This window comes from Leptospira semungkisensis (assembly GCF_004770055.1).
GTDB classification, from domain to species: domain Bacteria; phylum Spirochaetota; class Leptospiria; order Leptospirales; family Leptospiraceae; genus Leptospira_B; species Leptospira_B semungkisensis.
Genome location: NZ_RQEP01000010.1, coordinates 49762 through 63709, shown reverse-complemented (window position 1 = coordinate 63709; position 13948 = coordinate 49762). Strand labels below are relative to the sequence as shown.

At 42.5% G+C, this 13948-nt stretch carries 7 protein-coding genes; 6 read left to right on the top strand and 1 reads right to left on the bottom strand.

What is annotated here, in order from left to right:
- Window positions 1–5: 5 nt before the first annotated feature.
- Window positions 6–7625 carry a tetratricopeptide repeat protein gene (locus EHO59_RS07965; protein ID WP_135586656.1) on the top strand — a complete coding sequence of 2540 codons (7620 nt, stop codon included), beginning with the start codon at window positions 6–8 and terminating at the stop codon, window positions 7623–7625.
- A gap of 236 nt (window positions 7626–7861) precedes the next feature.
- On the opposite strand, the gene EHO59_RS07960 is transcribed toward EHO59_RS07965, so the two are convergent.
- Window positions 7862–8944: an aminopeptidase gene (locus EHO59_RS07960; RefSeq protein WP_135586654.1), complete on the bottom strand. Its 1083-nt coding sequence runs from the start codon at window positions 8942–8944 to the stop codon at window positions 7862–7864.
- On the opposite strand from EHO59_RS07960, the gene EHO59_RS07955 reads away from it, so the two are divergent.
- From EHO59_RS07955 to purM, 5 genes are all read left to right on the top strand, one after another.
- Complete coding sequence (locus EHO59_RS07955) at window positions 8943–10043, top strand: S1C family serine protease (RefSeq protein ID WP_135586652.1); 1101 nt, start codon at window positions 8943–8945, stop codon at window positions 10041–10043. The two genes, EHO59_RS07960 and EHO59_RS07955, sit on opposite strands and share 2 nt — an antisense overlap.
- 23 nt (window positions 10044–10066) lie before the next feature.
- The gene (locus tag EHO59_RS07950; RefSeq protein WP_135586650.1) at window positions 10067–11371 is read left to right on the top strand and encodes a pyridoxal phosphate-dependent aminotransferase; all 1305 of its coding nucleotides are present in this window, start codon (window positions 10067–10069) and stop codon (window positions 11369–11371) included.
- 3 nt (window positions 11372–11374) lie between these two features.
- The gene (murI, locus tag EHO59_RS07945) at window positions 11375–12145 is read left to right on the top strand and encodes a glutamate racemase (RefSeq protein ID WP_135586648.1); all 771 of its coding nucleotides are present in this window, start codon (window positions 11375–11377) and stop codon (window positions 12143–12145) included.
- 91 nt (window positions 12146–12236) lie between these two features.
- Window positions 12237–12848 (top strand): adhesin Lsa19, encoded by a 612-nt coding sequence (gene lsa19, locus EHO59_RS07940; protein ID WP_135586646.1) that lies wholly within the window; start codon window positions 12237–12239, stop codon window positions 12846–12848.
- A gap of 56 nt (window positions 12849–12904) precedes the next feature.
- Entirely contained in the window at window positions 12905–13942 is a 1038-nt protein-coding gene (gene purM, locus EHO59_RS07935) for a phosphoribosylformylglycinamidine cyclo-ligase (RefSeq protein ID WP_135586644.1), read from the top strand.
- Window positions 13943–13948 lie beyond the last annotated feature (6 nt).

Genomic DNA, 13948 nt, shown 5'->3' with positions numbered 1-13948 from the left:
CCGCATTGTTTCTTTTTCGTATTCTACTTTTCTTATATATCATTCACTTCTGTGCTTGTTCGGTTTTTCAATCTGTGGAGAGAGTGAAGCCTATCGAATTCGATTACGGACCCATCTCCAAAAACTATTTTAATCCTGATAATGAGAAGCCGTTTCCTCTAACTGTCCAAAGGGGGAATAACTTATATAACTCTACAACCAAAGACGGAAGATATCTTTTCTATACGACAGGACAAAAAGGAAATTACGATATATGGTTCCGCGATCTCAGAAGCTCCATCGTGGTGCCTGTGACGGAACATCCTTCCGCAGAATATAAACCTGCTATTAGTCCTTCTGGAATGAAACTTGCCTTTGTTTCTGAGCAATTTGATTCGGCAGGAGATATTGTTCTATTAGAAATGGAACCTTCTCTTTGGGCCAAAAAGATCTTAGAGGGAAAAAGATTCCTAAATCAAGACTTTCAGTTTATTACAAATACCGAATATGATGTTCCGGGAAAGTCCGATAAATTCTCGGATTCCGATCCTGTTTGGGGACCGGATGATCGGCGAGTCATATTCTCTTCGGATCGCTTGAGTCCAGGAATACCGAATTTGATCCTATGGGATACCGAAGGCAAAGAGGCTCCTAAGCTCCTGACTAAGGAAGGTGCAACAAATCCATATTGGTCTAATGATGGAAGGACTGTGGTTTATCTTTCTTATGCGGATGCAAAGGAAGGAGAAATCTATTCCTTGGATCTAATATCTGGAAAGACTCGAAGACTTACGAGCGATTCGTATTTGGATTTTTCTCCTAGTCTGTCTTCTGATGGAAAATACCTCTTTTATACATCGATCAGAAATGACTCGGATGGAAATCGGAAGTTGGATGAGAGGGACAATAGCCTGATCGTTCGATTGGATCTTTCCGATTTAAAGGAGAGAAGGATTAGCTCCGGAAACTTCTCCTTATTCGATACAAAATACTCCAGCTTTAACGGAGGAAGTATTCTATTTACTGCATCGTATTATGGAACCTTAAACATCTATTTTCTTCCTTTGAGTGGTTCGGTTCCTAAAACCGTCGATATCAGTTCCCAATTCGAATTAGCGAAAGAGTATGGAAGGAAGCAGTCCTTTGAGGATTATTTGTTCGCTTTGGATTCGGTGGAATTGTACTTTAAAGAGGATCCTCTCTATCCGATCTTTTGGGCAAAGGTATTAAAAGAAAAATATCTGATCGCAAAGAAGTTCGGAAAACTTTCTCTTCTTCCGGGCTTGAAAAAGGATCTAGTTTCTTCTCGTTTGGATCCAAAGTTTGGCTTGGGTTACGCGTATTATTTAGAGATTGAGAATGGTCTTTCTTCTGCGATCCGAGACTATTTCTCCACATTAAAGAATGTGCCGAATCTGGATCCTCAGGTCCTTGCTGCGTTCTCGGAGGAATTAGGGAATTTAGAGGAAGGTTCCGGCAGAGCGGACCGGGCCCTCGCGCTTTGGGAAGATATCTTAGAGAGAAATCCTAAATATTATAATATTAGAGAAGTATTAAGAAGCATAGGCTCTTTGCAGCTGAAGAATGCGGATAAGAAAGGATGGCTTCTTTCCGAAACGCTGATCCAGGCTTCGAACCAGGCCCATCTAAAGACGGAGGACTTCCGGAACCTATATGAACTCTTTGAGAATCGGATCGTAACGGATGTTTCCGACTCCGACAAATTGAGCATCGCGGATAAGATAGAGTCCGTAAATTCAATCCAAACACGCGCTCCAGTATTGCATAGATTCTTAGTTTATGTGAAGGCTTCGGCCTATCAGAAGCAGGGATCTTTCCAAAAAAGCAATACTCTCCTCGATCCGATTATGAAGGAATTAAAGCCTGAGGATCCGATCTTTCTGAAGGCTCATTTGATCCGATCCGAAAACTTTAAAGGAATGGGAAATGTCAGAAATTCCCTAGAAGAATTTAAGGCCTTCTTGGAGAACTATGATCATACTTCCGGAGTAAAGATAGATGATAAGGAGATGGAAAGATTCTTTATCTATTTTGAGAATTTGGCAAGAAACTACGAGAACCGTTCCGATTTCTTGCAGGCTTCCTTGCATTATTTCTATAATACGGAGAATATGTTTCTTGCAAAGAGCAAGAATCTCTTTCTTGATACGATCTATAAAGACTACGCAATATATTATCAAAAACTAATGGTCGATACCTCTTTCAAACTTGCTAAATCAGTAAGTGAAAAGAGTGCTCTCGGCTTACTGAAAAATTTTAATCCATTGGATTACGATCCCTTGGATAAGAAAGAAGGTCTCTTCTATATCAATCAGTATTTCGAGAAGGAAAAGATTCTGCCTAGGGCTCGTACCTTTCTAGATTTGGCAACCTTGTACGGGTATGCATATTATCTCATCAATCGCTCCGTGATCCGGGAGACCTATTATTATTCCACGGGTACAATGGATGTGATCAAGAAGGAGGCTGCTCTTCGAGATTACAAGCAGGCCGAATATGAATTGAGATGGATCATCTTTGCGGATCCAACGTATCATGATGCGTATCAGCTCTTGGGTTGGCTCTATCAGTATGTGGACATTATTAAATCTAGAAGAGCGGGCGATCAGGGAGATACCGACGAAGATATTTATAAAAAGGAATATTCTAAGTATTTTCCCGAAAAGAATTTTGAGGAGAATATAGAATTATACAGCCAGATCCTGGAGTTATTGGGAGAAGGTTTCGCAAATAAAAAAGTACTCTCCGATCTAAGATTGAATTTGGGTAATAATTACTTCTTGTTGAAGAATTATCCTAAGGCAGATGAGCAATACTCCTTAGTCGAATCATATTCGAATTATATAATATCAAAGGCTCAGTTCGAGGATTATAGACAAAAGGCAGTCTTTTTATTTAACTCTGCTCGTTCTTCTATGTATATGGCCAATTATGCCGATGCAGCCAGAAAGCTTAAAGATGCGGATGAATTATATTCCAAGAACGAATTCATGCAGATTCATAGCGGCCCGAACTCTAATACGAATTTACAAAGTTATAGAGAGAAACTCGCGCTCATCCGTACTTTAATCGGTCTCTCTTATATGGAATTGGGAGAATATGCCAAGGCTATTCCTTATTATAAGGAAGCCTTAGAGCTAAATGAACCTTCCCGATTTGTAGACCCGATCAATCTTAGAAACGCATTAGCAATTTGTTATCAAAAGTTAGGTCATATATCACTTTCGGAAGAAAATCTGAAGGAAGCAGAGGGTCTTGCTTCTCAAAAAGGAATTCGTTGGTTTCCTAAAAAAGTAAATCCTAAGTTCTGGGATTATTTCTGGGACTTTGTGTTCGAAGCAGTCCTTCCTGATTCTACTCGGATTTCCGGGTCGGGAAGATTTCCGGAAGCGATTCCAGGCGCGTTCCAACCTCTTTTATCCTCGGGCATCCGGGTGAATAACCTAGTATTAGAACAAAATTATAGTTTAGCCGCAGAGGAAACCAATAAGCGACTGGACTATATTGGGAAAAAGGGACTTAAGAATACTTTGGCTGGACTTCTTGCGGAGTCTCAATCCTTGGGCGATCTAGGCTTTTACGACTATAGAAGAGGAGATTTTGAAACTGCTAAGAAAGATTTTAAAGCGGCAAGGGATTTCGAGAGAAAGAATTCCGAGGTATCCGGTAGATCTGCCTCTAGCTTTAAGAAATACTTATATTCATTATTCGCCCATATAGAATCTACCCATTCTTCTTTGGATTCTGGGTCGAAGGAAGATTTGGCCTTTGCTCTGGATGAGTTAGATTCCGTTAAAAGAAATTATTTGGAGCCTTGCGTTTCTCTTTGGGTGGACGATCCTCTTGAAGGTAGAAAACGCTGTGAAGAGTCCTTTTATAAGGATTATTATGATTTTGATATATTACGAGCAAATCTTCTTTTTTACTTGGGGGAAGAGGACTTTAGAAATAAAAATTGGGCCGAAGGTTTTGAAAAACTAGGCATCGCAGCTTCTCTTCTCGAATTGCCATCTAATCTTCCCAAAGAAATCATAGGACTCTCAAAAGATCCTTTCTCCAGAAAAGAAAGAGTCATGCATGCTATGAGTCGAGCAAGCATATATTATAGATTAGGCGATCTAGATAAAGCAAAGGAATGCTTAGGCTTTGCAGAAGAGATGGCTAACGAATTCTATCTGGGTGCCGAGATGATCCAGACTTGGGTCTTGCAGGCAAGATTGGATCTACTATCTTTTGCTCAGGACAAAGCCAAATCTAGATTAGCAAGGGCAGAAGAACTTCTTAAGAAACAATTTCATCTGATTTCGGATAACAAAGGATTTCTTTTGAGAGATCTTTATGAGACCAAGATCAGAGCGGATTTGGATTCCGGAAACCCTGCTCTTGCATTCCAAGATTGGGATCGATTGCAAAGATTGGTCTATTTTAGAAATTTCCAAAGAGGAAATTGGGAATTCCAAACCGCCCAAGGAGAATATATTAAATTCGAAACGGATTGGAAGGAACTTAAGCAGAGCTATCTGAAATATCAATTCGCACTCGAAACAAGAGGAGACATCAAAAAAGAAGAAGCCTCTTTGAGTCAGGCATCCAATACGGTTTCTGGTTCTCTTGCACTTTTAAGATCTAGATTGCCGGATCGAAATTCTTTTCTAGATCCGTTCGGTGCAATTGCAGAAGAAACTCTTTCTCCGAGAGAGTTGGGAATAGATCTATTAGAATCGAAAGCATCTGTACATGCAAAAATTCGCATAAACGGAGGAGTAAAATTCCTTACTTTTGAGAATGAAAGAAAGGCAATCGACGAACTGCCTCTTTTGCCAGAATGGAAGAATGCTAAGAATATAATATTCGATACGGGAAACACTTCTCTCGGGGATTATTTTTCAGGGAAGTTTCCCTCATTTAGATATAAGATGCCGGCGCTGACCCAAAAGCCGAAGGAAAGGTGGCTTCCAAAGACGGTTGCAAGCTTTCAGGATCTTCCCTTAGGGATTTCTTACAGAAAAGTAACTTTTGACACTTGGAAGGATATATTAGAAGATTCTGATATATTGATAAGCCCTTTTCCTGAGATTAAGGGAGATTCTTTTTTCGGGGAAAGGAAAAAAGATAGAATAGAGCTCAGGGATATTTTTACCAAGAATCATAGGCTGAATGCGGTAATTTTAACGTATGACCAAAAGCCAAGCTGGGCTCAGATCCGTAAGGCAAGTGTTTCTCTCTTAGGTTCGGGAGTGAAGGCAGTTTATCTCTGTTCACAAAGCGATTCTTGTGTCTCAGATATTCTGTCTGAGAGTCTGAATGGTAAGGAAGCGAAACTCGGGATGCGCTTCGGTTCTCTTTTTGACAAGGGAGGAGACAGAGATTCAGAATCGGAAAAATTGTTTGTAAAAGCAAGACAGGAAGAAAGAGCCGGAAAATTTTCCGAAAGATTTGCAGATCTGCATTCGGCTCGTTCTCTCGCTTCTCCTGGTTCATCTCTATCATTGAAGATCGAATCCGATCTACTTAGAACATATCGTAATTTGAAACCTGAGTTTAGTTTAGAGAAAACATACTCTCTTAAATACGAGAAGAGAACTCCGGATCAGGAAAGACAATTAGGCTTTACTCTATGCTTGGCGCGTCTCTTAGAAACGGAAGAAAAAGATTGTTCTAAGATACCGTTGCCTTCTTCCAAAGATGAGATACTGGATGCGATCGCTTCTCTCAAAATGGGAATAGATCCGGGAGACGCATTGGATCGCGCTGCTTCAGCGGAACAATACGACCCATTGCTATATCGTCTGAAGATAGTCGATCTTGCGATTGAATCTTATTTTCCAAGCCTTGCGCTTTCTCAATTGAATTTAGCTAAATCAAATATTTCTAATGAAGACGATTCTTCCCTTTGGCAGAAGAGTTTCAATCGGGTCCGAAAGCAGATCGCATTCTTGGAGGAGAAGGAAGAATGGATCGAGAAGGAAAATTCTCCTCTATGGGATCCGAGAGAAAGAGAAAGAAATTACGGATTGCATCTTCAGTTCTTGCAAAATCGAAAAAGATCCGGGTTTAGGATCTCTCCTGTTTCTTTATACTCCGAGATTCATAGTTCTCCTGTTTACCTATTCCAAACCCTAACTTCGGAAGAAAGATCCACAATACTGGATCTCTTACGATATTCTCTTCCGGAAGAAACGAACGGAGAAATGGCCGAGTTCATGGAAGGATTGATCGAATATGAGAAGTCCAAAGGAAATCTTCCTAGACAAACAAGGATAATGTTGGAATTCGCAAAGTCCTACTTTTCTCGTGGGGACTATGAGAGAGCTAAATTATGGATATCTAAAATAGATAAGGACTCAGTGGTTGGCCAAGGGCTGGAAATCAATTATCTTACATTTAAAATAGATGCTATGGAAGGAAGAGATTTGCAAATTTCTTCCTTTGGAGACTTTACTGAATTTGCAAATGCCTATAGAGATGCATTGGGAAAAAAATCCAAGGATCTCTTGGAATGTGCGAATTCTTGGGTTAGGCAACGTAAAAGACAGGAGCTGACTCCGAAACAAAGAAGGGAGTTGAGTGATTTTATCGGATATCTCCAGGTTCTTGCATTCCAACAAAATGATTCGGAAACATTCTTCGATCTTGCCTTAGCTAAAGAAAGAATTTCAGTCGCTCGAACCTTGGTCTTGGGAAGAAAGCCATCTTATTCGGATCTTCCCGTTTTTCGCTCCGTTTCTTTTGCTTTGGAAGAGAAGATCCCGGAAAATCAGGAGTTTCTTGCATTAGGAGATCTTGGATTAAGAACTTTTTATATTCGATTCTCCAAGGGAAAATCGAAGGGAGATCTAGTTTTCAAGGACAATCGCAAGATCAAGGCGGCGATAGCGAAATATAATGAAGAGGTGGAGAAGGGTGGTTCGGAAGTGTTGCTTCGGGAAGCCTTGGAGACAGAGTTACGCCAAGGAATGAAGTTTGCTAAGAACAAGACTACGTATTTGTATCTGACTTCTTCTTATTTTTTAGCGCCACTTCTTCCAAAATCAGAAGAAGAGATCTTTTATGTTACGGATCCGGAGTCGTTGATTCGAAATCCTATTCATAAGGAGAAGGAAGAGTTTCGGAACAATTTCGGAGTCGTAACTTGGGACGGAGCAGTTGCGCCACAATGGTATCAACAGCTCACTAAGTTGGAAGATATTGAATTGTATCCGCGAGGAAATGCTTCTATTTCTCCGTTTCATATTTTTAGAGACCCATTGTTTTTAGATCCAGATAAGGGAATCCAGTTTGGAAGTCGGTCCGTCTCGGATCCGAAAGCGGATCTAATCTCCGGAGTTTGGATGCTTTCTTCTTCCTTTTTAGATGAGCTTCGCAACGGCTCATTTAACTTAAAGGATTCTTTATATTATCTAACTAAGAATTGGAAAGGTCCTGGAGTGGTGAACCTGGGATTTCAAACCGACACTCATAATTCCAGATTTTTGAAGGAGATCAGCTCCAGAAAAGAAGATTCGCAAACTTCTCTCAGAAATCGTTTTCTAAAGACCATGGATGTGATGAAGGAATTGTATCCAACGGATAAATATTGGAATGGATATCGATTATTTACGAATTCGTTTATTACGAAAGATTGATGTAGGAACAAATAGTTCCCACGTAAAATTGGGGTAAAAATTCCGGTTGCAAGATCGAGGAATTTATGATATAGGGAGCGCGGCCCCTCCCACTGGGGACCCGCCTCCCCACCCGAGAAGGGTGGGGGCCAGGCTCATCACGCGCGACTTAAACTTTGCTTCACTCCGCTCAAGCAACCCTTCGGGAATCTCTCTCCCTACGGGTCGCTCGATTGGGTGGGGGCCAGGCTCGTCACTTAATCCTTCAGAAGAATCTTCCTTTCTTCCGGCGATAATGACTTCAACTTTCTCATCTCCTCATGAAATTTGGAGAAATTCTTTCCGACCTCTTCGAATTTTTTCTTAAAGAACCCACTTCCCGAATTATAGCGGAGCATTCCTACAAAGTCCTCGTTATTCCAATCTCTTTCGGAAAGACGTTTGCGATCGATTTTTGTCCAGTTCTGCTTGGTGAGTTCGATCTTAAAATTGTCGATGATCTCGGACTTTTTCTTTCTTAAGGATTCGTCCGTTCCGCCCTGCGTATATGCTCCCTTTAAGAGTTTTGCAGTAGATATCATGATTTCTTTATATTCTTTTCTTTCTTCTTCCGATTTTTTTCTTTCCGTAAGAAGTTTTTCTCCTCCGATGGAAAGAATGAATTCATCCGCACCTTCGTCCTCTACAAAGCTCGCATAACTTTCATTAAACAGACTGTCTCCCGGAAAATAAACAGTAGCATGTGCCATCTCATGCAATACTATAGAAGCAAGATCTCCCTTATCCTCATACAATTGTGTGGAGAAAAGAGGATCTTCAAACCAGCCAAGAGTCGAATACCCTGCAGTAATCCTGACTCTGGTATCCCAGCCTTCTTCTTTCAATTTTTGCTCTTCTTCTTTTGCTTTTTCCAGAGAGAAGTAGCCTTTATAAGGAACCGTTCCTGCGATCGGGAACCACCAAGTATGGGATTCGAATCTCAACGGATGACAGGCGCTTACATGCCATCCGATTGCTTGCCGATCCAATTGCACGAAGCTCTGAAACCCTCCTTTTTCAGAGAGGGAAAGTTCTTTGATTCCGAAGTTCCTGATCTTCTCGACCTCTCTTAATTTTTCCTTGGTCTTTTCGGAAACTTCCGGATCTTCTAAAACTTCGGAGATATTTCTTCTTTGAAGAAGGATCCGAGCCTGCTCTTTTCCTAGATGAAATAGATAGGGCACGCAGCCTTCGCTCGCAAAAAATAGAAAAAGGAAAAAGGGAAGTCTGAGAAAGGAGGAAAAGAATCCGAGTCGACTATTCTCCCGATTCGGCAGAGGATGGGTTGAGTTTGTCGGCATGAGATTTAAGCTTCCTCCTATAGTCCTCATAAACGCAGGACTTCTCGTTTTATTGGCCTTCGTCCTTATTCTTCCGGGAGAGGGAGGTTTGTCCTCCTTTTTCCGAGGAGGCAAGCCTCTCAGCTACAGCGATCAAAGAGCCGGGATCAATTTACAAAACGCGTTTCGGAACGTGTACAACTCCTCAAAGGATTCCGTTGTTTCCATTCGAACGAAAAAGACCGAAGCGATCACGAGCCCCTACCAATACTTTGATTATCGGACCGAAAGGCTTTCCTCTTTTGGGAGTGGGTTTTTGATCCATGAGAGAGGTTATGTAGTCACGAATTTTCACGTCATTAAGGACGCGGAAAGCATAGAAGTCATCGCCTCTGATGGTAGCGTATTCCCCGCAAAATTTGTAGGAAGTCATGAAAGAGCAGACATCGCACTCTTAAAGATTCGAGAAGGGACCGGATTGAAACCGGTTTCGTTTGGAGACTCAGACAAGATAGAGGTCGGTGATTGGGCGATCGCAATCGGATCTCCTTTCGGTCTGGAGAGATCCTTCTCCGTTGGAGTCGTTTCCGCAAAATACAGAGAAGATTTAGACGAAACTGGCCAAACGCATATCCAAACAGACAGCATGATCAATCCAGGATCGAGCGGAGGCCCCCTCTTAAATATTTACGGAGAAGTCATCGGTATCAACCGACTCATCCGAAGCGATTCAGGAAGGAACACGGGCATTGGTTTTGCCATTCCTATGAATTACGCGAAAAAGATCATCCAGCTCATCGAGGAAAACAAAGGCAGGATCATTCGACCTGCAACTCTGGGAGTGATGGCAACAGTTCCTCTTCCGGACCATAGAAAGACCTTGGGTATTCCGGATGACTGGACTGGCGTTCTTGTCTACGATATGGACGCTGGTTCTTCCGCAGAAGTTTCCGGTTTGAAGAGATATGACTTCATTATGGAAGCGAATGGCGTGAAGGTTAAAAATATTAATGATCTGCGAGAGCAGGTCGGAATAGTAGGACTAGGCGGTAGGCTCAAACTCCGTATTTATCGGGAGAAAAGTCTGGAAGATCTTACCGTCAGGCTTATACAAAAATAATTTTTCAGACTTTAGGCTAGCGCATGAGAAGAAATATCGTTCACAGCGGTGCGGACGCTCTAATTTACGAGATCCGCCAAATCGTAGGTGTGGCTAAGAAGCTCGAGGCTCTTGGAGTTCCCATCACCTATGAGAATATAGGTGATCCCATTCAAAAGGGAGAGAAGGTCGCGCCTTGGATGAAAAAGATCGTATCCGATCTTATCCTCGAAGACAAATCCTGGGCCTATACCGCCACCCAAGGTTACGAAAAAACAAGGACCTTTCTCGCAGGAAAAGTAAACGAGAGAAAGGGAGCGCAGATCAGCGCAGATGATATTTTATTCTTCAATGGACTTGGGGACGCAGTCGCCAAGATATTCGGATTCTTGAGAAGAGAGGCAAGAGTGCTCGGACCTAGCCCCGCGTATTCGACTTTATCTTCTGCGGAAGCTGCACATTCGGGTTACGAGCATATGACCTATAATCTTCTTCCGGAACAGGGATGGATGCCTGATCTAGCGGATATAGAGAACAAGGTCAAATACAACGATTCGATTGCAGGTATCCTTCTTATCAATCCGGACAATCCTACCGGTGCAGTATATGATAAAGATCTAATGCGTGAGATCGTAAAGATCGCAGAGAAATACGATGTAATGATCGTTTGCGACGAGACGTATGCTCATGTGAATTATTCAGAGACTGGAACTGTCCATCTTTCCGAAGTGATCGGGGATAAGGTTCCAGGAATGGCGCTTCGTTCGGTTTCTAAGGAATTTCCTTGGCCAGGTGGACGATGCGGATGGCTCGAGATCTTTAACAAAGACAAGGATCCTGTTTTTGCGCGTTATGTGAAATCTCTCTTGGATGCAAAAATGTTGGAAGTATGTTCCACTACTCTTCCTCAGATGTCTATTCCTGAAGTGTATTCACATCCTAATTTTCTTCCTCACTTGAAAGAAAGAAATGAGAAGTTCAAGAAAAGGGCAAAGCTTGCAACGGCAATCTTTGACGGACTAAAAGGAGTCACTGTGGTGGAACCGAAAGGTGCTTTCTATCTCACTGTGGCTTTTGATAAAGGAGTCTTGAACCAAAAGATGACTCTTCCTATCTCTAATCCGAAGGCTGAGGAATTCATTCGTCCTTTACTTGGAAATTGTGCTCCTGACAGAAGGTTTGTATACTATCTACTTGCTTCGACTGGAATTTGTGTGGTCCCTCTTACCTCTTTCTGCACAGATAGAGATGGATTCAGGGTCACTCTTCTCGAAGAAGATGAGGAGAAATTCCGCTGGATCTATGCGACTTTACGTAAGAGTATAGAAGATTATATTCGTTCTGCATAATATATGAAGGACTCTTCCCAAAGAATTCCTAAGATCGGGGTGATGGACTCCGGAATGGGAGGACTTTCCGTTCTTAGGGAACTCTTGGCTCTTCCCTACCAAGCGGAATTTCTGTATTATGGGGATCTTGCCAATTCTCCTTATGGGGAGAAGGACACTTCTCGCATCATAGAACTTACGAGAGCGGTTTGTCATTATTTTCTTTCCAAGGAAGTGGATGCAATTCTTCTCGCTTGCAATACGGCAACTTCTGCAGCCGCCTCAAAATTGAGAGAAGAGCTTTCCGTTCCTATTTTTGGAATGGAGCCTGCGATCAAGCCGGCCCTTCTTGCCCATGAGAATGAGAGAATCGCACTACTCGCGACTGCAGTCACTCATAGAGAAGAGAAATTACAAGGTCTGAAGGCCGATCTTGGGGCAAAGGAAAGGATCCTTCACCTAAATTGTGACGGTCTTGCTCATCTAGTAGACCAAGGAGATATTGAGGGAGCTCGCAAGCTTCTTCAAAACATATTAAAAATCCCGAAAGAAGAAGGGATCCGTGGCCTAGTCTTAGGATGCACGCATTACGTATTTTTGAAAAACGAAATCAAAGAGCTCTATCCAGAGGCGGTTCTGCATGACGGAAATGTCGGCACTGTCCGTCATTTAGTAAAATCAATACATCTGGATCAGGTCTCAGGCAAGCCTAGCTACCAACTTCATTTTTCTTCCGAAGAAAATCCGAATGGCATTCGCCAATTTGCCATCCAACTACTCGAACGAGGGCTTTGAAATAATTGTAAAAATAGGTAAGAATTTTTTTCCAAAGGCTTCGTTTTTTGGTTCCCGGTCTAACCCTTTTCCTTTAGGTTTAGGAATCCGTATGAACTTCCAATCCATTACAAAACTGATTCTAATCTCTTTCCTAATAGGAAGCTTTGCATTCTGTAAACCGAAGGAAGAGGAAACCACAGATGCAGTCGTGACTTTCCTGGTAGGAAAAGCGATCACTGAGAAAGCGCACGCAATATTAAAGATAAACGATAAGGTAAAAGAGGCAGAAACCGTAAAAACGGACAAGGACTCTACCTTGGATCTGACCACCACTTTAGGAACAGTTCGTTTGCTTGGAGGCACTGAGGCTTCCGTTGCTGCTTTAAGAGCCGATCAGAATTATATTAAAGTGAATGAAGGTAATATCTTGGTCAAGGTGGTTAAGTTGAACAAGAACGAGTCCATTTCGATCGATACTCCTACTGTAGTGGCGGCAGTTCGCGGGACTCAATTTTGGGGACAGGTCAATCGTGCGAACGAGACTGGGACCTTTGCGGTCCGCGAAGGAAGCGTCCAAATCACCAGAAAGGATGATGAGGCTCGAGTTCTTCTCAAGGCCGGAGAAGCTGTGGATCTAGGACCTGGGGTCAAGACCTTGAAAGTGAGAGAGGCTGCAAAGGCAGAACTCGCTGCAATGGAACAGATCGACCAAATGAAATAGGCTTTTTTTTCTGTGCACTAGACCCGATCCGGGAATTCTGTTCAAGAGCGGGTCCCATGGAAGATAATATCAGTTATAAGGCCGCCGGTGTAGACACCGAAGCCGGCCAAGAATTCGTCAAAAAGATCAAACAAAACGTAGAATCCACCCATGGGCCTAGGGTTTTAGGCGGACTGGGAGGATTCTCCGGCGCCTTCGACGTTTCCTTTCTTAAGAATTATAAAAATCCGATCCTTCTTAGCGGCACGGACGGTGTCGGTACTAAGGTGGAGCTCGCGCGTTTATTCGATATTCATGATACGATTGGAATCGATCTAGTGGCGATGTGTGTGAATGATATTCTAGTCTCCGGCGGAGAACCTCTCTTCTTTCTGGATTATATCGCCTGTGGAAAACTGAATCCTGCTAAGATGGAAAGGATCGTAGCCGGGATCGTAAAGGGCTGTAGACTCTCCGGAGCCGCTCTCCTTGGAGGAGAAACTGCGGAACATCCAGGCACAATGGAGCCTGATGAATATGATCTGGGTGGCTTCGTCGTAGGTGCGGTAGAAAAAGAAGATCTAATCGATGGTTCTAAGATCCTTCCCGGAGATATAGTGCTCGGTCTCGAATCTTCCGGTCCTCACAGCAACGGCTTTTCTCTCATCCGTAAATTGTACTTGGTAGAAGGGAGAAAACTTCCCGAGAAACAAGAGACAATCGATTTCTTAAGAGAATTTGCTCTTCGTCCAACTCGAATCTATGTGCAAAGCATTCTGAACCTTCTCAAAAAAGCAGAAGTGAAAGGAATGGTGCATGTCACCGGAGGAGGATTCTACGAAAATATTCCTAGAGTTTTGCCTGACTCTGCCGCGGTTGAATTGAAAAGAGACAGCCTTCCTGAAAATCCTTTCTTTGTGAGATTGAAAAAAGATTTCCCTTCTCTCTCTGAAACGGAACTCTATTCCACTTTCAATATGGGGATCGGGTATATCGTAGTAGTATCTCCCGAATTTGAATCGGAGGCGACCAAGGCATTGGAAGAAAAAGGGGAGTCCGTCCGCAAAATCGGCGTAATACGAGAAAGAAAAAAAGAGTCTGTTCTTTTTGTTTGATCGGAA